Below are 21,113 nucleotides of genomic sequence, written 5' to 3'. Positions count from 1 at the left end.
TTATGAAACAGGTCTTGGTCGATTTAGCGAGTCGTAGTTACCCCATCTATATTGGCCGGGACCTGTTTAATCATAGCGAGCTTTGGTCCGGCTATTGCCGTGGCAAAAAAGTGCTTATCGTCAGCAATGACACAGTTGCCCCCCTGTATCTCCATGAGCTGAAGCAGCAATTGGGATCCTGTGCCAGCCAGGTTCAGCAAGTGATCTTGCCCGATGGTGAGCAATACAAGACCCTGGAGCAGCTCAATACCGTCTTTACCGCCCTGCTTGAAGGCAACTTTGCCCGCGACAGCTTGCTGGTGGCTTTGGGTGGTGGTGTGATCGGTGACATGACCGGATTCGCCGCCGCTTGCTATCAGCGAGGGATCGATTTTATACAGGTTCCCACCACCTTGCTGTCCCAGGTTGATTCCTCTGTGGGAGGGAAAACCGCGGTCAACCACCCACTTGGCAAGAATATGATAGGTGCTTTCTATCAGCCCAAGTTGGTGATGATAGACACGGATTGCTTGCAAACCTTGCCTGCAAGGGAGTTTGCCGCCGGTATGGCCGAGGTTCTCAAGTACGGCATTATCTGGGATGCTGCCTTCTTTGAGTGGCTTGAAGGCCATATTGAGGCGTTGAAAGCCTTGGATGAGCAGGCGTTGCAGTATGCCATTGGCCGCTGTTGCGAGATCAAAGCCCAAATCGTCGCCGAAGATGAAACCGAGCAGGGGGTGCGCGCCTTGCTGAATCTGGGACATACCTTTGGCCATGCAATCGAGGCTGAAATGGGCTACGGCAACTGGCTCCATGGCGAAGCAGTGGCCACTGGCATGGTCCTTGCTGCGCAAACCTCGGTGGCCATGGGGCTCATGGACGCGTCAATTCTTGGACGTATCGAGGCCTTGATAGAGGCATTCGACTTGCCCACCCAGGCACCAGAATCCATGGGCTTTGACAGCTTTATTCAACATATGCGGCGCGACAAGAAAGTGCTCGCCGGCCAAATCAGATTGGTGTTGCCCCTTGGGATTGGCAGCGCCAAGGTGACAGATGCCGCCGGTGACGAGCTACTCAGAAAGGTCATCAACCGCACGTAACAGCGGGTGAGACGTGACAGATTCCACATCCATACTTCTGCCAACCCAGGAAGCGCTGCTTGAGCGTTTGCTTTACGTTGCCAGTTACAGTCCGCAGCTGCGGGTGCTTTCCGGCACCAAAGGGGTGGGAAAATCCACTTTGGTCACCGCCCTGGTGAGTGAATTGGAGGAGTACAACTCGGCGCTGGTCATATGCCCCATGCATGTCTCCGCGGCTGAAATACGCCGCAAAATACTGATCCAACTGCTCGCCGATCCCCTGTTTGATGACGAAGTGCCCCTCACGGAAACCCTTTTGCGTTTGGCGGCGGATTTCTCCAGGCCCATTCACATAGCCATAGATGATGCGCACTTTATGCCGCTGGAGCTTTGGGCCGAATGCCTGCTGCTCAGTGAAATTCGTTGTGGCGGTCGACCCATATCGGTAACGCTCACCTCAGAGCCGGATATGTTGGAATCCCTGTCGTCCTCCCTGGCGCCGGAGCAAAGGGAGCTGATATTGCAAATCAGCATTGAGTCTTTGCCCATGGCCGAACGGGAAGCGCTCTATTTTACCCTGATGAGTCGCAGCGACAGCCTGCCCTATGTGCCGCGTGAGATAGTAAAAGCCCAGTTGGAGAAGCAATCAGGCAGCCCGGCTGACGTTGTTAATCTATTGCGTAAGGCGCTCGAACCTGAAACCGCTGCCATTAAGGCTCACAAGCCCCTGTGGTGGGTGGTCGCTGCGGCGGTTGTTATGCTCACTGTCGCCATAGGATGGTTCTGGCCAGCCGACAAGCCGGCTACTCAGTGGCCAACACTCACGGGAGAAGCCATCCCCTGGGGAGAAAAGCTGTTACAGGGATACTTTGCTGAACGCCAGCAAAAAGTTGAAGATGAGCAAGAGCTTGTAAGCCATGAGCAGACGGAAGCCGAACGCGCTGAACCACAAGAGGACAATATTGTCGCAGTAGCTGATGCCGTTGAGGATGAGCAAGGCATGGCATCAGAATTACTGGCAGACGCCCAGGCGGTGGCACAAGTCCAGACGGGCGAGCTGCCGGAGGTCGAAAATGGAACCCCCGTGGTTGAGTTGATCCCCTCTTCGCCGCCACAGGAAACGGAGCAGGTCGCACAGACGCAAGAGGAGCAGGAAGTGGGGATGCCTCCTGTATTTCCTGTTGAGGGCTTTACCCTGCAACTGGCGACCGTCAGCAAGCGCAGCTCTATTCCCCGGGTACTCAAGATGCTGCCCAAGGACGTCAGCCCCATCCTGGCCCGCTACCGGCAACAAATTGTGATATTGGTGGGTCAATATGACAGTATGGAGCAGGCTAGGCAGGAAGCCGAAGCCCTATCACGTCACAATCCCAAGCTATCCCCCTGGATAAGGAACTGGCGCCATCTGGCGCAGTATCAGCCACTGGGGGAGGAAGCGCAGTGAATTTTGCTATTAAACAGAGTACAATCATTCACTTCTTTAATTGGGGCGACCTTTCCTGCAAATGACCAAGAAACAAAGAGCCTTTCTGAAATGGGCCGGTGGCAAGTTCAAATTGATGGACGAGCTGGCCAGGCATTTGCCCAAAGGTGACAGGCTGGTGGAGCCCTTTGTCGGTGCAGGTTCGGTATTTCTCAATACGGATTACCCTTCTTATCTCTTGTGTGACATCAACCAGGATCTCATAGGCCTGTACCAGATTGTCAAAGACAGGGCGGAAGAATATATAGTTGCTGCCAAGGCCTTGTTCTGTGAAGAAATGAACAACAAGGAAGCCTATTACGACGTTCGTCAGCGCTTTAACCGCAGTAAAGATCCCTTCAGTCGTGCTGTGTACTTCCTGTACCTCAATCGTCACGGTTTCAACGGCCTTTGTCGCTACAATCGCAAGGGTGCATTCAATGTGCCCTTTGGCTCCTACAAAAAGCCTTACTTTCCTGAGCAGGAAATTCGCGCTTTTTCAGTGAAGGCCAAGAAGGCCGAGTTCAAATGCATCGGCTATGAGCAGGCCTTTGAACTGGCAGGTCAGGGCGATGTCATTTATTGCGATCCCCCCTATGCGCCACTGTCGAGTACGGCCAGTTTTACCACCTATGTAGGTGCCGGCTTTACACTCGATGACCAGGCACTGCTGGCGCGTTATTCCCGCCATACTGCCATGGAGCGTGGTATTCCTGTGTTGATCAGCAACCATGATATTCCACTGACCCGGGAGTTATACCACGGGGCCAGATTGGCGACCCTACAGGTGCAGCGCAATATCAGCCAGAACGGCAGCAAGCGTAATAAAGTGGATGAATTGATGGCGCTCTATGATGAGACTTATCATCTGGAGTCCATTGACTGAGCCTGAAGCAAGTATTTTAGCTACAAGCCATTGGCCAGCTTCAGCCGAAGCTCAGGGCGCCAGCACCACAGACACCAACAGCACCAATCCCAGCACCAACCCAATGGCCAGTACCAATCCCATGATGATATATGGCATGGGGGAGGCTTGGCTGAAATCCTTACGTCGATTTTGATCGGACTGCACCCCGAAGAAGGCGGCCAGGGTGCTGAGAAAAACCTGCCAGAAAGAAGACTGCATCAGATCTCGTCGCGGGCCGAGGACGGTGATTTGTCCATGGGCTTGTCCTGATGGCCGTTAAGCAACTCCAGCAGGTCGATGAAGTGAAATTGTCCTGAGCGGCTGTTGCCGCTGAGCCAGGAGCCCCAGGTTAAATCCCGGGTTTGGGTTGCACAGCGGTTATTGGGGTGACTTGCAGGTAAGCTGTTGTTATAGCTTATTTCGCTGCTGCATGCACAAGCAACCGTGGCTGAATCATCTGCGGCCTGGATCCAGGCGCCCAAGCTGGCAAAGCATACTGCGCTCAAGCCAAGAAGCGCGGCCGACTTCACGCTGGCGAATTTCCTGAACTGATGGTTTGTGCCTTTCATTGGGCTTCCTTGGCCGAAAATGCAGATGGGCGGATTATATCAAATGCGAGCGGTTTTTGAACAATTTTCTGGGCAGACCTCCGCTCGGGTCTGGGGTTGTCGCTGTTCCGGGCACAAAAACGTGCTGTAGCAGGGGGAATTAAACCGGTTTTCGGGTAAAATAGCCGACTTCTCAACCAATGCAGTGAGTCCGCTATGCGCCCATTTTTGATTGCTCCTTCTATTTTATCCGCTGATTTTGCCCGTCTCGGTGACGATGTTAAGGCCGTGCTCGACGCCGGTGCCGACGTGGTGCATTTCGATGTTATGGACAACCACTATGTGCCCAATCTCACCATAGGCCCCATGGTGTGTAAGGCGCTGCGTGATTACGGCATCACCGCTGAGATTGATGTGCACCTGATGGTTAAACCCGTGGACCGCATCATCCCCGATTTCGCAAAGGCCGGTGCCTCCATCATCACTTTCCATCCGGAAGCCACCGAACATCTGGATCGCACCCTGCAATTGATCCGCGAGTCCGGCTGTAAGGCTGGCCTGGTGCTGAACCCCGCCACCTCGCTGCATTGTCTGGATCATGTGATGGACAAGCTGGACGTGATCCTGCTGATGTCGGTCAACCCTGGCTTCGGCGGTCAATCCTTTATTCCGTCGACCCTGGATAAGCTGCGTCAGGTGCGGGCCCGTATTGATGCCAGTGGCTATGACATTCGCCTGGAAGTGGATGGTGGGGTCAAAGAAGACAACATCGCTGAAATTGCTGCCGCCGGTGCCGACATGTTTGTGGCCGGCAGTGCCATCTTTGGCAAGCCGGATTACAAGGCCGTTATCGACCAAATGCGCGCCGAGCTGGCCAAGGTCGACGCCTGATGAGCCAAAGACTCAAGGCCATTGCCTTTGACCTTGACGGCACCCTGGTGGACAGTGTGCCGGATCTGGCCGCTGCCACCAATTGCACCCTGTCGCAGCTTGGACACAAGACGTGCAGCGAGCATGAGGTGCGCACCTGGGTGGGTAATGGCGCCAGGGTGCTGCTTTCCAGGGCCATGAGTCATGCCTTGGGGCGCGAGGTCAGCGAGGCAGAGTTGAATGCCGCCATGCCGGTATTTTTCGACTTTTATGAGCAACATCTGGAGCGCCACAGCCGCCTTTATCCGGACGTCATCGAAACCCTGACGGCATTGCGCCAGCGGGGATTAAAGCTGGCCGTGGTCACCAACAAGCCCCATCGTTTTACCTTGCCGCTGCTGCGGGCCTTCGGCCTGGAGGAGCTGTTTGAGTTGGTTCTGGGTGGGGATTCCCTGGCCAAGATGAAACCCGATCCCCTGCCTCTGGAGCATGTGCGAGCCCATTGGTCCCTGGAGAGAGACGAACTCTTGATGGTCGGTGACAGCCGCAATGACATTTTGGCCGCCAAAGCGGCCGGAATTGCCTCGTTCGGCTTGACCTACGGCTACAACTACGGTGAAGATATTGGGCTTTGCGGTCCAGAGGCCGTTTGTAACAGCTTTACAGAGATTTTGTCCCGGCTTGATGCGGGATACTGACAATTACGGAGTAAGCACTGAAATGACCAAACCCATAGTACTCAGCGGCGCGCAGCCATCGGGCGAGTTGACCATAGGCAACTACATGGGTGCCCTGCGTCAGTGGGTGGCCATGCAGGACAGCCATGATTGTCTTTATTGCGTGGTGGACTTGCATGCCATCACGGTGCGCCAGGATCCGGCCGCATTGCGCGAAGCCTGTCTTGATACCCTGGCGCTGTATCTGGCCTGTGGCGTCGACCCCAAAAAGAGCACAGTCTTTATTCAGTCCCAGGTGCCCCAGCATACCCAGTTGGGTTGGGTGCTCAACTGCTACACCCAGATGGGCGAACTGAGCCGTATGACCCAGTTCAAGGACAAGTCACAGAAGCACGCCAACAACATCAACGTGGGTCTGTTTGGCTATCCGGTGCTGATGGCGGCCGATATTTTGCTGTACCAGGCCAATGAGATCCCCGTTGGTCAGGATCAAAAGCAGCATCTGGAGCTGACCCGAGATATCGCTATCCGCTTCAACAATGCCTATGGCGATACCTTTACCGTGCCGGAGCCCTTCATTCCCGAACACGGTGCCAAGGTGATGTCGTTGCAGGACCCGACCAAGAAGATGTCCAAGTCGGATGACAACCGCAACAACGTTATTGGCCTGCTGGAAGATCCCAAGGCGGTGATGAAGAAGCTGAAAAAGGCCATGACCGACAGCGACGAGCCGCCGGTAGTGCGCTTTGACTTGGAAACCAAGCCCGGTGTATCCAACCTGCTGAGCCTGATGTCGGGCGTGACCGGCCAGAGCATCGCCAGTCTGGAAGCCGAGTTTGAAGGCAAGATGTATGGTCACCTCAAGGTGGCAGCCGGTGAAGCCGTGGTCGGCATGCTGGAACCGCTGCAGCAGCGCTTCCGCGAGTTCCGCGAAGACCGTGCTTTCCTGGATACTGTCATGCACCAAGGTGCCGAGAAGGCCCGTGCCCGCGCCGAAGTGACCCTCAAGCAGGTGTACGAGAAGATTGGCCTGCTCGCCTGAGTCGCCATTTAACAAAGGTCGCGACATAAAAAAATCAGCCCGAGTGGCTGATTTTTTATGGCTAACATTGGGCATCATTATTCGATGTATTCGAATACCTTAATGACCTTGCGAACCCCGGCGGTATTGCGCGCCACATCCACCGCCAGATCGGCTTGGCTGCGGGCAATCAGGCCCAGCAAAAACACTTCGCCATTTTCGGTGACCACCTTGATGCGGGTGATGTCCAACTCCTTTTCGCCCAACATACGCCCCTTGACCTTGGTGGTGATCCAGGTGTCATTGCTGCGGGTGGTGAAGGAGGTGGGATTGCCGATACGGATCTGGTTATGGATCTTGCCACCCAGCTGCAGACTCTGAACGATTTGCACCGCCTTGTCGCGCAGCAATGAGCTGGGCGCCTGGCCTATCAGCAGCACGTTGCCATTGACCACCACGGCGGTGATATTGGCCTGCTGCTTGAGCTCGGCATCGTTGGCAAAGGCTGTGGCAATCTTGAGATCGGCGTTGGTGTCGTCTATCTGAGTCTTGAAGGAGCGCTCGTCGTTGGCCATCACGGCCCCGCCGACGGCACCTACCATTACAGCACCGGCGCAACCGGACAGGGCTGCGCAGGCCGTCAGAGCCAGCAGCCACTGTTTCATTGCTGTTCGTCCTGGGGGAACAGGGTGCGATCTATGTTGTCGCACAGGCAGTGGATCACCAGCAGGTGCACTTCCTGAATGCGGGCCGTTACGTTGGACGGTACGCGAATTTCCACGTCACCACCACCGAGCAGACCGGCCATGGCACCACCGTCCTTGCCGGTCAGTGCCACTATGGTCATATCGCGGCTCAGTGCCGCCTCCATGGCCTTGATCACGTTGCCTGAATTACCGCTGGTGGAAATCGCCAGCAGAATGTCACCGGGTTGTCCCAGGGCCAGGATCTGCTTGGAGAACACTTCGTCATAGCTGTAATCGTTGGCGATGGCGGTCAGGGTCGAGCTGTCTGTGGTCAGGGCAATGGCCGGTAGCGGTGGACGTTCCACTTCGTAACGGTTCAGCAGCTCGGCCGAAAAGTGCTGGGCATCGCCGGCACTGCCACCGTTGCCGCAGGCGAGGATCTTATTGCCACCGAGCAGACAGTGCACCATCATTTCGGCCGCCTTGGCAATGGATTCCGGCAGGGCTTCAGCGGCATCGATCTTGGTTTGGATCGACTCGGTAAAGCTGTCTTTGATACGTTCTAACATGGATAAACCCTTACAAAATAAACTGCCGCTATCATGCCACAAAGCGGCAGGGGAGTAGAGCCGTCCCCGGCAAATTCTTGTTTAAAATGCATTCTGCAACCATTCGACCGCGCCGGCATCTATGGCCACCAGATCGAAACGGCAGGGGGCATTTATCCCCTGCAATTGCAGGAAATGGCTGGCGGCGGCACGGATGCGTCTTATTTGGGCGGCACTTAAGGCGGTCAGGGCGCCGCCAAACCGGCTGCTGCTGCGGTACTTGACCTCGACAAACACCCAGCAACCGCCCTGGCGCATCACCAGATCCAGCTCGCCGAAGGGATAGCGCACATTGGTCGCTACCGGGGTTAAGCCCTGAGCGCAGAGATAGTCCTGCGCCTGCTGCTCGGCGAATTGGCCCCAGTTCACAGTGGCCTCAAGGCGCCCCGCTGGTACTTGCCCCAGCTTAATTGACGTTTGATGACACCATCGGCACCCACCGATAGCTTGCCACCGCGGCCCTGGTACTGAAAGCCGGGGAAGGCGCGCATCTGGGCCAGGCGGCCGACAAGTTCAAAGGCGTCATAACCCATGATAAACAAGCGCTTCTGGCTATTGTTCCAGTCCGGCCACAGACCATTGATCTCGCGATTCTCAGCCCCCAGCTGCATCAACCAAGGGATGTCGCTGACGATCAGGTTGTTGAATTCGGGTGGCACCGGGGCGGTGTTGTCCTGATTGCGCGCACGGCTGGAAACGTACATGGGCACGGGCTCGGCAAACACGCTGAAACTGACGTCGATAAAGGGCTTCAGCAGGGCGATATCCTGTGGGGCCGAGATCATATAAATGGCATCTATGTCCTGGCGGGAACGGAAGTCGGCCTTGATTTTGCTGCCTAGCAGTTCCTTGATGCGGGCGATACGCTCCTGGCTGTCACTGACGCCCAGAGCCTGCTGTACCGTCAGCTTCATCTTGTCGCCGCCGTCGTAAAAGTGCACCTCGGCCCTGTCCTGGGTCAGCTGTTGCCAGGTGTGGTTAAAGGCCTCGGCCATGCGGCGACCGGTGGCATCGTTGCTCACCAGCAGCAAGGGATGGGCTATGCCGTCCTTGAACAGGTGTTCGGCGGCGTCGCTGGCTTCTTCGGCCGGTGACAGGGAGAAGAAGAATCGGTCGTTTTCGGGGCTGAAACGTTCGGCCTTATTGAGGAACAGTTGCGGAATGCCGGCGCTGAGTCCGGGCTGCAGCAGTTTCTCAATTTCACTTTGCAGCAGCGGACCTATGATGAACTCGGCTCCCTCTGCCTGTGCCTGGGTGAGCGCAGCCACTGGATCTGCCGCGCTGTCAAAGAAGCTGATGCTCATCTGACTGTCGTCCTGGGCCAGATAGCTGCTGAGAATGCCGTTGCGTATGGCGTTGGCGGCATTGGCGGCCGGGCCGCTCAGGGGCAGGAGTACCGCAACTTTCTGTGGCTTATAGGGCTTGGTATTCAGGGCATTTTGCAGATCCCCCGGCAGACGCTTGGCAGCCGGGTGGGATGGATTGGCTCGCTGCCAGTCTCCCAGATTACGCACCAGCTCGTTGGGCGACACGGCATAATGCTTGGCCAGATAGGCCAGTTGCAGCCAGCCGCTGAACAGGGACTGGCTGTTGTCATCCTGCTGCAGCTGGGTCTCGGTTTGGGCAGCCAGTATCTGCCACAGGGCATCGTGGGCTTCGTTGGCCTGTTCTTGGGGCAGGTATTGCGCGAGGGCGCTCAGCTCCCGGGCTTGCAGCATGGGTTGCTGGGTTTTATGGAATAATTGCGCCCTTTGCTGGTGAAAGGCGGCCTTTTGCCATTTGGCCACCCCGGCAGGCAACACCAGTTTGGTCAGGGCCTCATCATAACGACCTTGTTGCTCCAGCAAGCGGGCGCTTAGGGCGCTGTGCTCGGCCAGTAATTCGGCTGTGCTCAGGTTGGCTTTCAGTTTTGACAAGAGTTGCCCGGCAGCCTGTTCATTACCTTCGATTAGCAGGGCATGGGCCGCCAGCAGCCGCAGCCGGATACGGTTGTCACCGCTGCTCTGCTCCGCCTGGGCCAGGTATTGTGCCGAGCCCAACTCTACCTTGGCCAGGGAAACCTGTGCCGGGCCAGGGTCCACGGGGACGGGACGACTGCCACAGGCCGACATGAAAACGGCGAGCAGGACAACAAGAATAAACTGCAATGAAATCTGGCTTTTCAACACTTGGCTTCACTCTGGTAATATGCTGCGCTAAGTTTAACCTTCTCTTGGTCGGGGTGAAAGCCTGGGCCGCCATACTCCAGAGGTAAATATGTCACTGCCCTGCGCGCTTTATATCGTTCCCACTCCCATAGGTAATCTGGGGGACATGAGCCCAAGGGCAATCGAGGTGCTCAGCGGCGTCAGTTTGGTAGCCTGCGAAGACACCCGTCACAGTGGCAAGCTGCTGAGCCATTTTGGCATTGCGACCCGCACCACGGCGCTGCACGATCACAATGAGCGTGCCCGGGCCCAGTGGATAGTGGATAAGTTGGCCGCCGGTGAGGCTGTGGCCCTGATAAGCGATGCCGGTACGCCATTGATTTCCGATCCCGGCTATCACTTGGTGTCCCATGTGCGTCAGGCCGGATTCCAGGTGATCCCCCTGCCGGGTCCTTGCGCCGCTATTACGGCCTTGTCGGCCTCGGGGCTGCCATCGGACCGGTTTTCCTTCGAAGGCTTTTTGCCGGCCAAGGAAAAGGCGCGCCTGGATAAGTTGCAGGAGCTGAAGGAAGATCCGCGTACGCTGATTTTTTACGAGTCACCCCACAGGATTTGTTACAGCCTGGAGGCCATAGTTCAGGTCTTTGGCGCCGAGCGCCAGCTGGTGATGGCCAGGGAAGTGAGCAAGACCTTTGAAACCTTCCTCTCCGGCACGGCTGCCGAGGTCTGCGCCATGGTGGCCGCCGATGCCAACCAGCAAAAGGGCGAGATAGTGCTGATGTGCCATGGGCACAGCAGCGTTGATGACGAGGCGCTGCCCGCCAAGGCGCTCGATACGTTGAAGTTGCTGTGCGAGGAGTTACCGCTGAAAAAAGCTGCGGCCCTGGCTGCTCAAATCCACGGCCTGAAGAAGAATGCCCTCTATAAATACGGTCTGGAACAGAACTGGTAAGCGGCATCCGGGCGAAAGCCCTTGGTCTGGCCCCGTGCTTGGGCTATAATCCGCCGCGAGTTGGCCGGGCAGTCGCTGCGTTCGCAAGAACGGGGAGGAAAGTCCGGGCTCCATAGAGCAGGGTGCCAGATAACGTCTGGGCGGCGTGAGCCGACGACAAGTGCAACAGAGAACAGACCGCCTGCCTTCGGGCCGGTAAGGGTGAAACGGTGCGGTAAGAGCGCACCGCGCGACTGGCAACAGTTCGTGGCAAGGTAAACTCCACCCGGAGCAAGATCAAATAGGGTTCCACTGCTTACTTAGGTAAGTTAATGCGTGGCTCGCGTTGGAACCGGGTAGATTGCTTGAGCCTGTGAGCGATTGCAGGCCTAGAGGAATGGCTGCCGCTCCTTCGGGAGAACAGGACCCGGCTTATAGGCCAACTCGCCTCATTCAAAGAAACCCGTTTGCCGAAAGGCAAACGGGTTTCTTGTTTACCGCAGAGCCGAGTGAGCCACCTTAATCCTGAGTGCTGCTTTTAACGGACTCAGGCGCGCGCACCATCTTCACAAGCGCGGTAGTAGCCCTTGACTATGCTTTCGCTACCGAAACCTTGCTTGGTATTTTTCTCTTCAATCAAAGCTTTGGATGTGACGGCCGGACCTATGGTCATTCGTAACACGCCTTCCAGTTTCCAGTCGGGGTATTGTTCCAGCACGGCATGAACAATCTCTTGCTGAGGCACCAAAGGCTTGGCCACGCTGTGGTAGAAGGTTAGATATTCGATAGCCTCATCAAATATTTCCAATCCACCAACGGCTCCATGGCCAGGTACGACCCTGTCTATCTCAAAACGACTCTGAATATCTTCTATAGAGGCTATCCAAAGGTCGGGACGATTTAGGCCTGGACCTACGTAATAGTGGCAGCGGTTATAGCATTGATCACTGGCGATATAGGTTTTCAATTCAGGAATATAACAGGTCATCAGGTTAATGGTTTCCGATGGCAGACTGTCTATCAGTTCAATCTTGTGTCCTTCAAAATCAAACACATCGCCTTCAAAGGGCTCGACCGGGTAGAGTTCCGTCGGCAGTTCGGCATCGAATATGCCGGTCCAGCGCAGTAGCCGGGCCTTGAATTCCAGCTCCATTTCCGTGATGGCAACAGGTCTGGCATAAGCCTGGGCCTCTGGAAAAGCCTTAAGTAGCTCGACCCCTCCCCACACATGATCGGGATGACTGTGGGTCAGAATGATATGGGTGAGTGTCTTGCCGGCGTCCTGCAGGCGCTTCACGAGGGCCTTGGCATCTGTCTTGGTAAATTGTGCATCAATAAGCAGTGCCCGATCACCCGAAAACAGCAGGGTAGTATTTGACCATGGGGCCATGGTCCCGTAATAAACTTCAAGTTCCAATGTATTGGTTTGCATGATGCGCCTCCTATGGGGGCTGGCTCAAAAGGGTGGATACAGAAGGCGGTGACACGACAACTAGGGTGGTGTGACATTTCTGCATCAAACGAATGGTAATGGTGGTTACCATCTGTTTTTTAGGTTATGGTAATGATCGTTACCATGTCAAGGGGCTTTTTAAAGCAAATGAACAGGACGGGGGATATGTCTCAAAATAACAGTCGTGCCAGTAGCGAAAGTCGTCGCGAGATTATCTTGCAAGCAGCGGCAGAACTCTTCTTCGAGCAGGGTTATGCTGCAACCAGCATAGATGCCATCATCGAGCGTGTTGGGGGATCAAAACGCAATATTTACAGTGAGTTTGGTAACAAGGAAGGGCTCTTCAATGCCTTGGTCTCGGGCTGCACCGAGAAAATGACTCTGGCACTGACACTGCCTGAAACACTCGGCAAAGATCTGCGTGATACCTTGATGCTGTTGGCGTATCGAATGTTGCATTTCTATATGAGCCCCATGATGCTTGGGATCTACCGCACAACCCTGATGGAGGCGCATCGTTTTCCCGAGTGGTCCCAGACTTTCTATGACAACGGCCCTAAACAGGCCATAGACTTGTTCGCCAGGGTGTTGGGCGATGCGGCGGATCGTGGTGAGCTGAGGGGAATAGATTGCCAACTCGCTGCCGGTCACTTTATCGGCATGCTCAAGGACAACCAGTACTATCAGGTGGTGCTGGGGCTGAGGCCGCCACTCACCGAGGCTGAGTCACGTAGACAGGTGCAATCCATAGTCGACATCTTTTTGCATGGGGTGCTCGTGGATAAAAGTTGATGTTATGGGTGCTGACTGAATTGTGCATGTAAGGCTTTGATTTTTCAATCGCTAGAAATGGTTTCTGACCTGAAAACGCCATTCCCAGCTGTCCACATTTTCCCCGTCCACAAAGGGGACTGTGATATCTATGTGGGCCACATGGCCGTAGCTGGAGCGGGATGAATAGATGCGGGCCCCCAGGCCCACGGCGCCTATGGGACCCTTGATTTCATTATTGTTGGCGGCCTCGCCACCGAAGGACTGGCCCAGGTCCACAAAGGCGGCCCAGCCCAATTCGGCCAGTTGGTACAGGTTGATATTGGGATAATTGCGGATCTCGGCGCTCAGCAACCATTGGTTATCGCCATGCTGGTAGTCGTTGGGAAATCCCCGCAGGCCGGTCTCGTCGCCGAGGGCCAGTTGCTGATCGTAATAGGCATTGCGAGACGAGGTGAGTTTGAGTTTTCCGTAGGCGGTCCATTTGGGATTGATCTGGTAAAAATACTCGGCCAGCAGACTGGTCTTGAAATTGTTCGCTTGACGGGTCGCCAGTGTGGCGCTGGCATCCAGGTTAAGCAGCAGCAGATGCTCTTCGCTCATATAGCCACGACTGCTTTGCCAGCCCAGGTGATAGCCAAGGGTATTGTCCGTATCCCGGGTTTCAAAACCCAGGCGGGCGCTGTGATGCCAGCCCAGATTGTAGTCTTCGTTGTAATTAATCAGGTGCACATTACGCAGTACCCGGAAGTCATCCTGCAGGTACTCCCAGCCAACCCAGGGATAAAGAAAGTCGCGGTCCTGGGGTAGCTGGCCACCGGGATATAGGGGAGAGGGGGAAAATTCGTTGCGATCCCGGGTGAGCCCCAGGGACCAGCGTTGCAGACTGTGGCCATCGTAATAGCTCAGCCAGCCATAGTGCACATTGGCGTAATCGACACTGTGTTCAAACTCGTTGATATCCTGACCGTTCTGCCTGATGGTATCGGTGCGCAAATCATCCAGGTATTTCAAACCATAGCTTTTGTCACCGTCCAGGGTGTAAAAGGGCCGCTCGAAGTACAGATGCTTGGCCTGACCGTCGCTGTTGTCGTAAAGATCGAAGCCCACACGTCCGTGGGGCACTATAGCTAAAGGCATGTCAAAGGCCAGCTTGTATCCCGTCCTGTCTTCGTTGGACTGGTACTTGACCCGGGTGTGAATGCCTGTGCCCAGCAGGTTGTCTTCCTTGATACCAAAGGAAAAACTGCTGGCGCCACCGGTGCGGCTGGCACTGAAGGTTGGCAGCAGCGACCAGTTGTCCCAGGTCTCCACCACCACATCTTTTCCCGGGCCAGTGTCGTCGGCCTGCGGATCCGGCTCGGCAAAGTGAATCGCCGCATCCCGCAGGAAGGGCTCTGCCCTCAGCAGCCGCTGGGCTTCCTCCAGATCTTTGTTGTCGACCTCGTCCTGCTCCTTGAAGCTCAGCAGTTTGCGCACCGTCGATTCGCGGGTGTTGATGTGCAGGAAGTTGGCCCAGCGATGGATAAAGAAGGTGTCGGGATCCGACTCGTCAAAAATGGGGTGATTGATGACTATGATTCTGTTGACCGGACACTGTGGCGCCTCTCGGGCGTCCCCGGTCTGGGCTGTTTTTGCCTGCCGCTCGTCGGCCGTCAGCCAGGGGCTGAGCAGTAGTGCCGGGGTCAGCAATAACAGCCTGATCTTCACCATCATCTTTGTCCGAAATGTCTCAGCCATAGTCTAATAACATATGCCTGGGACGGCTTCGTCAAGGGCGCAGACTAAAAATAAGACGCTGGGAACAGCGGGCCAAGCCTGGCGGCCGGACCCACAAGGGTCAGAGCGTGCGCCTTGGTGGTACGGCCACGTTGGCGAAAATAAGGCCTGCGATCAGTGACATAAAGATCAGAAAAATCTGCGAGCCTATGTGGGCCTGGTTGAGCATGGTTTCGCCGGATATGAGCGCATTGAGACCGATGTAGGTCTTGCTGCCCGGCACCAGTATCACTATGCCCTGCAACAGGGCGATGGAGGCGGGGGCCTTCATCCAGCGGGCAAACAGGTTGGAATAGATACCGACCGCAAAGGCGCCGAAGAAGATACCGATGGAATCGCCCAGATAGATACCGCCGAGCATGGCCGAGAAAAAGGCCACAATACCGGCAAGCACGCCCCAGGGGGCGTCCTTCATCCGCGCCTTGAAGATGATCACCAGCGCCATGGACAATATTGGCACCGCCGACCAGACGGCAAACTTGGGCAGTGGTGCCGGCTCAACATAGAGGTGTTCGCCGAACAGGGCCCGGCCCACCACCATGCCCAGCACGGCGCCGAAATAGAGTTTGAACAGCAGCATCACGGCATCCATGATGCGCATGGTGCCGGACATGAGATCCCGCGCCGCCAGCTCCGCCAATCCCAGGGTCAAAGCCAGACCGGGAATAAAGATAATGATGCTGGAGAGGATCACCACGGGAATATTGAGGCCGGGATCGAAGCGGCTGATGGCACAGGCGCCGATGGCGCAGACTATGGCCGCCAGCGGTTCGAGCATTTCCGCCATGCGCTTGGAACGTTCGGCGCGGTACACCAGGCCATATACCAGCAGTCCCAGGATGCCGGACCAGAACACATTGGTCCAACCGCTGCCTACCAGCATGGCAAAGGCTGCCGCCGAGGAGCCGAAGGCCAGCAGGGTCAGCAGCGGGCCATAGGGATTGGGCTTGTTGGCGATTTCTTCGAGTCGCTCCATGGCTTCGGTGAGGGTGCGCTTGCCGCTGATAAGCTCGTCCACCAGTTCATCGGTGCGGGCCAGTGAGCCCAAGTCCAGCTCGCCGGGTTTCACCCTGGCCAGGTGGTTGTATTCCTGATCGGCATCGTGTTGCAGCACAAAGGTCATGGAAGTGGGGGAGATCAGGAAATAGCCTTCGATGCCGAGCATGCGCGACACATTTTGCAAATGGGTCTCCAGTCGGTACGCCGGCGTGCCAAACTTGTGCAACGCCTTACCCAACTTAATGATAAAACGCCTTTTTTCAATGAATTCCGCGTTATCCACCACTGTGTTCCATAAACTGAAAACCTGACCTTAACCGGACGGCGTCTGTTGGCCCCGGATCGGCGCGAATATTACCCTATCTTGCCTACAAAGGGTTAACGGGTTTTAATGACATTTCAAATTTTTAGCTGACCTCCGGCTCCCCGTCGGAGTCACAGTATCGAGAGTGCAGGGAGACGCCATGTCATTGGCCATTTCGGGTGTATATATCAGTCTGACGGCTGTATTGATGATAGTGCTGAGCTGGCGGGTTGTCCGTATCCGGCGCCGGGAAAAGATTGGTGTCGGCAGCGGTGGCAATCGTCAGCTGCAACTGGCTATGCGGGCCCACGGCAACTTAATGGAAAATGCGCCGCTGACCATGCTGATGCTGGTGGTGGCCGAGAGCAATGGCATGGCGCCGGCCTGGCTGCACCTGCTGGGCAGCGTCTGGCTGGCGGCGCGACTGCTGCATGCCATAGGCCTGACCCAGGGCGGTGGCGGTTACCACTTTGGCCGTTTCAACGGCACCTTGTTCACCTGGCTGGTGCTGCTGACGTTGGCGCTGTTCAATCTGTGGGCCTTTATCCAGGGCTGATCCCAGAGCTGACAATAGCCACAGCTTAATTGTGGCTACTGTCATTTGGACAAAAAAACTCGGTTTTTGGTGATTTTTTAGTCACACTTAAGGGCGACGGCCTGCTATACTCCGCGCCCTTGGAAAGGCCGCCTCCGCGCGGTCGTTTTTATCAGTGTGAGCCAGTTGTCGGGTACCAGTAATGCGCCTTGAATCCACCCTTTTCAGTTATCCCAAATATTGGGCCGAGTGTTACGGCAATGCGCCCTTTTTGCCCCTGTCCCGCGCCGAGATGGACAAGCTGGGCTGGGACAGCTGTGACATTATCCTGGTGACAGGGGATGCCTATGTGGATCACCCCAGTTTCGGCATGGCGGTTATCGGCCGTATGCTGGAGGCCCAGGGCTTCAGGGTAGGGATCATTTCCCAGCCCGACTGGTCCAGCAAAGATGCCTTTATGACCCTGGGCAAACCGAACCTGTTCTTCGGGGTCACGGCCGGCAACATGGACTCGATGATCAACCGTTACACGGCCGACAGAAAACTGCGTCACGACGATGCCTATACCCCTGGCAACGTTGGCGGCAAGCGCCCCGACCGTGCTGTGACCGTCTATACCCAGCGTTGTAAGGAAGCCTTCAAGGACGTGCCCGTGGTGATAGGCGGTATCGAGGCCAGCCTGCGCCGCATAGCCCACTACGACTATTGGTCCGATAAGGTGCGCCGCAGCGTGATCTTCGATGCCAAGGCCGACATCCTGGTCTATGGCAACGCCGAGCGCCCGCTGGCGGAAATTGCTCACCGCCTCGCCAAGGGGGAGCCCGTCAGTGAGCTGACCCAGATACGCGGTACGGCTGTGATCAGCAAGACCCCCATGCCCGAGTGGCGTGGCATGGACTCGCGCAAAATCGATCAGCTGCACAAGATTGACCCCATACCCAATCCCTATGGCGCCGACGATGTGGGCTGCCAAAACCTGTCCGGCCCCACAGACACCAAGGTCTTCAATGAAGAGACTGCCCCCGATGGCGTGACCGTGGCCAAGCCCATCAGCATTCAGCCGCCCAAGCCGCGGCCCTGGGAGCAGACCTATGTGCTGCTGCCGGCGTTCGAGCGGGTCAGTGAAGACAGATACCTGTACGCCCACGCCTCGCGCATTCTGCACCAGGAGCAAAACCCCGGTTGTGCCCGTGCCCTGTTCCAGCCACACGGCGATCGCGGCGTTTGGGTCAACCCCCCGGCCTGGCCGCTCAATACCGATGAGATGGATGCGGTGTTCGACCTGCCTTACCAGCGGGTGCCGCATCCCGTCTATGGCAAGGAGAAGATCCCGGCCTACGACATGATCAAGACCTCGATCAACATCATGCGTGGCTGCTTCGGCGGCTGTTCCTTCTGCTCGATAACCGAGCACGAGGGGCGCATCATCCAGAGCCGCTCGCAGGAATCCATAGTCAAAGAAATAAAGGATATCCAGGCTAAGGTGCCGGGTTTTACCGGGGTGATCTCCGATCTCGGTGGACCCACAGCCAACATGTACCGCCTGGGCTGCAAGAGCGAAAAGGCCGAGAAGACCTGCCGTCGCCTGTCCTGTGTATTCCCCAGCATCTGTGGCCATTTGGACACCGACCATCAGCACACCATAGATCTGTACCGCGCCGCCCGTGATGTGCCCGGTATCAAGAAGGTGCTGATTGCCTCCGGGGTGCGTTACGATCTCGCCATCGAAGACCCCCGTTACGTTAAGGAGCTGGCCAAGCACCACGTGGGCGGCTACCTGAAAATTGCTCCCGAACACACGGAAGAAGGCCCACTGTCGAAGATGATGAAGCCGGGCATGGGCACCTACGATAAGTTCAAGGAACTGTTCGACAAATATTCCAAAGAGGCGGGTAAGGAGCAGTACCTGATCCCTTACTTTATCTCCGCCCACCCGGGTACCACGGATGAGGACATGCTTAACCTGGCGCTGTGGCTCAAGGAGCGCAAGTTCAAGCTCGATCAGGTGCAGAACTTCTATCCGTCACCCATGGCCAATGCCACTACTATCTATCACACCGAGCTGAACTCGCTGAAGAACGTCAAACACAGCAGCGAGCAGGTGCCCGTGCCCAAGAAGGGCCGTCAGCGCCGCCTGCATAAGGCGCTGCTACGCTACCACGATCCCGCCGGTTGGCCGCTGATCCGCGAGGCCCTGGTGGCCATGGGCAAGGAACATTTGATTGGTACCGGTCCCCAGCATCTGGTGCCGCCCGAGGGCCGCGCCGAGGCTTGGGCCGGCAAAGGTGCCAAGGCCGAGAAAGGTCAGCAGGCCTTTACCCGCTTCAGCGGCAACCAGTTTGACGACCGCAAGGGCACCAACGCAGGAGCAGCCAAAGGTAAGGGGCGAAGTGCTGACGGCAAGGCTGCGGGTAAGGAAATGGTCAAGGCATCGGGCAAAGCGCCAAGTAAAAGCCCAGGCAAAGCCCAGGGCCAATCTCAGGGTAAAGGCAGCCCCCGCCCCGGCGCCAAGCCGGTCTTTGGAAAACCACAAGGCAAGCCGCAGGGTGCCAAGCAGGGTGGGAAACCCAAAGCCAAATAACGAAAACGCCGCTGCAAAGCGGCGTTTTTATTTCAGCCGCTTTGCTCAGGCTTGTCTGTGGAGCTTAATCGGCATAGTCTGCATTGAAGCAGAGGACAGGGAGAGAATTGTTGATGGAGCGTTATGTTTGGATAGCCATGGTCATTATTGCAGCCAACTTGGTGGCATTCTCAGCCAGAGGTGAAGCAAGTCTGAGTGACATTCAATCCGGCATGATAAATGAGGTGATTACGGCGCAGGTCCAAGAGGCTTTTGAGGCCATTCAACCGAATTTAAACAACGTCCAAATTGGATTAGCTGTGCTACCTATCAGTAGAAAATATGTTGGGGAAGGTTACAAGGAGCCTTTTTTATGTGGTTCAGGTGACTACATAATAGCGCCAAGGGTTCCTCGAATTGATTACTTACTGATATTTAAAGGTAAGCTGTCAGGTCACAGCGCCTTTTCTCCCTATGCTCGATTTGCCAGCAATGATTACTGGCAAGTTGTTTATTCCAAGTAGAGTTTAAACGCCGCATCGCGCGGCGTTTTTTATGGCGCAAACTCACCCGTTATGCCTAGGACTTTTTACTTGTACTCAGCCCCCCTGCTTTTCCTTGGTAGTGTGAACAGCGCGGCTGTTGCGGCAGGGTTCGACACAGGCTGGTGGCTATGGTCTCTGCCGCCTTGGGGTTGTCATTGGCCCGCAAGTAATCTGCTATCTCCCAAAAGCCTTCGGAATTCTTTGTATCGCGTTTTATGCCGTGCTCAATGGTCAGGGCGGTATTCTGCTCCCCCTCCGGAGTACCTTGCATGGCAAAATAAGCGCTGAGTTTTTGCAGCAGTTCCTGGCTGATTTCGGCATCGAACCCCAGACGGGCACCGAAGTCGCGGTAATGTTGCTCCAGCGCCGGAAATGGCCCGGTTTTGGTTTCATAGCCGGGTTGCCAACCATAAAAGGTCCCCCGCAAGGCAAACATCAGTGACGCATGGCGGCTGCTGCTGTGGCTCTGGTCGCTCAGGTGTGTACTGCGAAATCCCTGTGCTTGAACGGCTTGCAGGCGGGCCGTTATCTGCTCAAAGGGGTGTTGCATATGCTCACCTTCGTTTGCCAGGGTCAGGGTCAGGGGTGCCTTGGCGCTGATACTTGCATCGTCGAGTGTCGACAGTTTGCTGCTGAGCTGGCCATCATCTATGGACGGGCTGAAGGCATAATAGGCGGAGAAAGCCTGACCGTCCCTGAGCCATTCGTTCATAACAAAACGTCCCGAATTGGAGTGTCCCGACAGGATCCGCATGGACCCCGACCGGTAGTTGGCAGCGATAAGCGGCAACAGTTCATCGTTGAGAAAATGGGAATAGGGCGTCTGGGATTGAGTGTCGCTGCCGGGGAGTAAGTCGGCGCCGCTGCCCTGCACACCCACCAGGATCAGTTGCGGTATTTCATCCCCCAACAAGGCGAGGGTGGCGACTGCAGGCAAGGTATCCCATTGTCCGTGCAGCAAAAACAGTACAGGGTACTTTCTTGTCGATTCCTGGTAGCCTTCCGGGAGGTGAACATAGTAGGCTTTTTCCGAGGCCAGCGCCTTGGAGTGCAACGTGTGCTGCTCCGCATATATCAAGGGACTGGCATTGGCGCTGAAAATCCACAGCAGCAATATGAGTGTCAGCATGGGGTGTTTCATCTGTACTTCTCCGGTTGTTTTTTTGCATCCTTGCTCTGTGCCGGAATTCAGACAATAACTGCAGGCTTAGCATTTTCTTATGAATTTCTTATTGACTGTTAAATAAGG

The 21,113-nt window shown here is 56.0% G+C and carries 21 protein-coding genes and 1 other RNA gene; 12 read left to right on the top strand and 10 right to left on the bottom strand.

The window, feature by feature from the left end:
* The first annotated feature begins 2 nt into the window (after positions 1-2).
* From aroB to JYB85_RS17525, 3 genes are all read left to right on the top strand, one after another.
* A complete protein-coding gene (gene aroB / locus JYB85_RS17535; protein WP_207380314.1) occupies positions 3-1,082 on the top strand; it encodes a 3-dehydroquinate synthase in 1,080 nt (359 codons plus the stop codon).
* Between the two features lie 13 nt (positions 1,083-1,095).
* A complete protein-coding gene (locus JYB85_RS17530) occupies positions 1,096-2,505 on the top strand; it encodes an ATP-binding protein (RefSeq protein ID WP_207380313.1) in 1,410 nt (469 codons plus the stop codon).
* A 61-nt stretch (positions 2,506-2,566) separates the two neighbouring features.
* Entirely contained in the window at positions 2,567-3,409 is an 843-nt protein-coding gene (locus JYB85_RS17525) for a Dam family site-specific DNA-(adenine-N6)-methyltransferase (RefSeq protein ID WP_207380312.1), read from the top strand.
* A gap of 51 nt (positions 3,410-3,460) precedes the next feature.
* Here the strand turns inward: JYB85_RS17525 and JYB85_RS17520 are convergent, their stop codons facing one another.
* A complete protein-coding gene (locus tag JYB85_RS17520; protein WP_207380311.1) occupies positions 3,461-3,649 on the bottom strand; it encodes a DUF2970 domain-containing protein in 189 nt (62 codons plus the stop codon).
* Positions 3,649-3,999 (bottom strand): hypothetical protein, encoded by a 351-nt coding sequence (locus JYB85_RS17515; RefSeq protein WP_207380310.1) that lies wholly within the window; start codon positions 3,997-3,999, stop codon positions 3,649-3,651. The genes JYB85_RS17520 and JYB85_RS17515 overlap by 1 nt, the downstream gene beginning before the upstream one ends.
* Positions 4,000-4,194: 195 nt before the next feature.
* On the opposite strand from JYB85_RS17515, the gene rpe reads away from it, so the two are divergent.
* From rpe to trpS, 3 genes are read left to right on the top strand one after another with little or no spacing between them, the layout of a single operon-like run.
* Positions 4,195-4,869: a ribulose-phosphate 3-epimerase gene (gene rpe, locus JYB85_RS17510; protein ID WP_207380309.1), complete on the top strand. Its 675-nt coding sequence runs from the start codon at positions 4,195-4,197 to the stop codon at positions 4,867-4,869.
* The gene (locus tag JYB85_RS17505; protein ID WP_207380308.1) at positions 4,869-5,546 is read left to right on the top strand and encodes a phosphoglycolate phosphatase; all 678 of its coding nucleotides are present in this window, start codon (positions 4,869-4,871) and stop codon (positions 5,544-5,546) included. Before rpe ends, JYB85_RS17505 begins: the two co-directional genes overlap by 1 nt.
* 22 nt (positions 5,547-5,568) lie before the next feature.
* The gene (gene trpS, locus JYB85_RS17500; RefSeq protein WP_207380307.1) at positions 5,569-6,567 is read left to right on the top strand and encodes a tryptophan--tRNA ligase; all 999 of its coding nucleotides are present in this window, start codon (positions 5,569-5,571) and stop codon (positions 6,565-6,567) included.
* 77 nt (positions 6,568-6,644) lie between these two features.
* On the opposite strand, the gene JYB85_RS17495 is transcribed toward trpS, so the two are convergent.
* The 4 genes from JYB85_RS17495 to JYB85_RS17480 all read right to left on the bottom strand — a co-directional run bounded on the left by JYB85_RS17495 (position 6,645) and on the right by JYB85_RS17480 (position 10,008).
* On the bottom strand, positions 6,645-7,211 hold the full coding sequence (locus tag JYB85_RS17495; RefSeq protein WP_207380306.1) for a BON domain-containing protein: 567 nt from the start codon (positions 7,209-7,211) through the stop codon (positions 6,645-6,647).
* Positions 7,208-7,801, bottom strand: coding sequence for a phosphoheptose isomerase (locus tag JYB85_RS17490; protein WP_207321200.1), 594 nt, complete (start codon positions 7,799-7,801; stop codon positions 7,208-7,210). The genes JYB85_RS17495 and JYB85_RS17490 overlap by 4 nt, the downstream gene beginning before the upstream one ends.
* Before the next feature lie 81 nt (positions 7,802-7,882).
* Positions 7,883-8,209: a YraN family protein gene (locus JYB85_RS17485; RefSeq protein ID WP_207380305.1), complete on the bottom strand. Its 327-nt coding sequence runs from the start codon at positions 8,207-8,209 to the stop codon at positions 7,883-7,885.
* Positions 8,206-10,008 carry a penicillin-binding protein activator gene (locus JYB85_RS17480; protein WP_207380304.1) on the bottom strand — a complete coding sequence of 601 codons (1,803 nt, stop codon included), beginning with the start codon at positions 10,006-10,008 and terminating at the stop codon, positions 8,206-8,208. Before JYB85_RS17480 ends, JYB85_RS17485 begins: the two co-directional genes overlap by 4 nt.
* 88 nt (positions 10,009-10,096) lie before the next feature.
* Here JYB85_RS17480 and rsmI point away from each other — a divergent pair, with 88 nt between their 5' ends.
* Positions 10,097-10,939: a 16S rRNA (cytidine(1402)-2'-O)-methyltransferase gene (gene rsmI / locus JYB85_RS17475; RefSeq protein ID WP_207380303.1), complete on the top strand. Its 843-nt coding sequence runs from the start codon at positions 10,097-10,099 to the stop codon at positions 10,937-10,939.
* Between the two features lie 56 nt (positions 10,940-10,995).
* Positions 10,996-11,369: RNase P RNA component class A (gene rnpB, locus JYB85_RS17470), an RNA gene on the top strand.
* 96 nt (positions 11,370-11,465) lie between these two features.
* Here the strand turns inward: rnpB and JYB85_RS17465 are convergent.
* Positions 11,466-12,350: an MBL fold metallo-hydrolase gene (locus JYB85_RS17465; protein WP_207380302.1), complete on the bottom strand. Its 885-nt coding sequence runs from the start codon at positions 12,348-12,350 to the stop codon at positions 11,466-11,468.
* Positions 12,351-12,536: 186 nt separating this feature from the next.
* Here JYB85_RS17465 and JYB85_RS17460 point away from each other — a divergent pair, with 186 nt between their 5' ends.
* The gene (locus JYB85_RS17460; RefSeq protein WP_207380301.1) at positions 12,537-13,163 is read left to right on the top strand and encodes a TetR/AcrR family transcriptional regulator; all 627 of its coding nucleotides are present in this window, start codon (positions 12,537-12,539) and stop codon (positions 13,161-13,163) included.
* Between the two features lie 51 nt (positions 13,164-13,214).
* On the opposite strand, the gene JYB85_RS17455 is transcribed toward JYB85_RS17460, so the two are convergent.
* Complete coding sequence (locus JYB85_RS17455; RefSeq protein WP_228730143.1) at positions 13,215-14,858, bottom strand: ShlB/FhaC/HecB family hemolysin secretion/activation protein; 1,644 nt, start codon at positions 14,856-14,858, stop codon at positions 13,215-13,217.
* Between the two features lie 124 nt (positions 14,859-14,982).
* Positions 14,983-16,203, bottom strand: a complete 1,221-nt coding sequence (locus JYB85_RS17450; protein ID WP_207380300.1) for a threonine/serine exporter family protein — start codon at positions 16,201-16,203, stop codon at positions 14,983-14,985.
* 181 nt (positions 16,204-16,384) lie between these two features.
* On the opposite strand from JYB85_RS17450, the gene JYB85_RS17445 reads away from it, so the two are divergent.
* The 3 genes from JYB85_RS17445 to JYB85_RS17435 all read left to right on the top strand — a co-directional run bounded on the left by JYB85_RS17445 (position 16,385) and on the right by JYB85_RS17435 (position 19,843).
* The gene (locus JYB85_RS17445) at positions 16,385-16,780 is read left to right on the top strand and encodes an MAPEG family protein (RefSeq protein WP_207380299.1); all 396 of its coding nucleotides are present in this window, start codon (positions 16,385-16,387) and stop codon (positions 16,778-16,780) included.
* 181 nt (positions 16,781-16,961) lie between these two features.
* Entirely contained in the window at positions 16,962-19,340 is a 2,379-nt protein-coding gene (locus tag JYB85_RS17440) for a YgiQ family radical SAM protein (protein WP_207380298.1), read from the top strand.
* 113 nt (positions 19,341-19,453) lie between these two features.
* On the top strand, positions 19,454-19,843 hold the full coding sequence (locus JYB85_RS17435; RefSeq protein ID WP_207380297.1) for a hypothetical protein: 390 nt from the start codon (positions 19,454-19,456) through the stop codon (positions 19,841-19,843).
* Positions 19,844-19,898: 55 nt separating this feature from the next.
* Here JYB85_RS17435 and JYB85_RS17430 read toward each other — a convergent pair whose 3' ends face one another.
* Positions 19,899-21,005: an alpha/beta hydrolase gene (locus JYB85_RS17430; RefSeq protein WP_207380296.1), complete on the bottom strand. Its 1,107-nt coding sequence runs from the start codon at positions 21,003-21,005 to the stop codon at positions 19,899-19,901.
* Between the last annotated feature and the right edge of the window lie 108 nt (positions 21,006-21,113).

The sequence above is a fragment of the Shewanella sedimentimangrovi genome, assembly GCF_017354965.1.
Taxonomy (GTDB): Bacteria; Pseudomonadota; Gammaproteobacteria; order Enterobacterales; family Shewanellaceae; genus Shewanella; species Shewanella cyperi.
The sequence above is the reverse complement of the archived record's forward strand: the minus strand, read 5'-3'. Positions and strand labels throughout refer to the sequence as shown.

Excerpts from the sequence above, each read along its gene's own strand:
- aroB (WP_207380314.1), top strand. The coding sequence starts at position 3 with ATGAAACAGGTCTTGGTCGATTTAGCGAGTCGTAGTTACCCCATCTAT.
- JYB85_RS17525 (WP_207380312.1), top strand. The coding sequence starts at position 2,567 with ATGACCAAGAAACAAAGAGCCTTTCTGAAATGGGCCGGTGGCAAGTTC.
- JYB85_RS17520 (WP_207380311.1), bottom strand. The coding sequence starts at position 3,649 with ATGCAGTCTTCTTTCTGGCAGGTTTTTCTCAGCACCCTGGCCGCCTTC.
- JYB85_RS17515 (WP_207380310.1), bottom strand. The coding sequence starts at position 3,999 with ATGAAAGGCACAAACCATCAGTTCAGGAAATTCGCCAGCGTGAAGTCG.
- rpe (WP_207380309.1), top strand. The coding sequence starts at position 4,195 with ATGCGCCCATTTTTGATTGCTCCTTCTATTTTATCCGCTGATTTTGCC.
- JYB85_RS17505 (WP_207380308.1), top strand. The coding sequence starts at position 4,869 with ATGAGCCAAAGACTCAAGGCCATTGCCTTTGACCTTGACGGCACCCTG.
- trpS (WP_207380307.1), top strand. The coding sequence starts at position 5,569 with ATGACCAAACCCATAGTACTCAGCGGCGCGCAGCCATCGGGCGAGTTG.
- JYB85_RS17495 (WP_207380306.1), bottom strand. The coding sequence starts at position 7,211 with ATGAAACAGTGGCTGCTGGCTCTGACGGCCTGCGCAGCCCTGTCCGGT.
- JYB85_RS17490 (WP_207321200.1), bottom strand. The coding sequence starts at position 7,801 with ATGTTAGAACGTATCAAAGACAGCTTTACCGAGTCGATCCAAACCAAG.
- rsmI (WP_207380303.1), top strand. The coding sequence starts at position 10,097 with ATGTCACTGCCCTGCGCGCTTTATATCGTTCCCACTCCCATAGGTAAT.
- JYB85_RS17465 (WP_207380302.1), bottom strand. The coding sequence starts at position 12,350 with ATGCAAACCAATACATTGGAACTTGAAGTTTATTACGGGACCATGGCC.
- JYB85_RS17460 (WP_207380301.1), top strand. The coding sequence starts at position 12,537 with ATGTCTCAAAATAACAGTCGTGCCAGTAGCGAAAGTCGTCGCGAGATT.
- JYB85_RS17455 (WP_228730143.1), bottom strand. The coding sequence starts at position 14,858 with ATGATGGTGAAGATCAGGCTGTTATTGCTGACCCCGGCACTACTGCTC.
- JYB85_RS17445 (WP_207380299.1), top strand. The coding sequence starts at position 16,385 with ATGTCATTGGCCATTTCGGGTGTATATATCAGTCTGACGGCTGTATTG.
- JYB85_RS17440 (WP_207380298.1), top strand. The coding sequence starts at position 16,962 with ATGCGCCTTGAATCCACCCTTTTCAGTTATCCCAAATATTGGGCCGAG.
- JYB85_RS17435 (WP_207380297.1), top strand. The coding sequence starts at position 19,454 with ATGGAGCGTTATGTTTGGATAGCCATGGTCATTATTGCAGCCAACTTG.
- JYB85_RS17430 (WP_207380296.1), bottom strand. The coding sequence starts at position 21,005 with ATGAAACACCCCATGCTGACACTCATATTGCTGCTGTGGATTTTCAGC.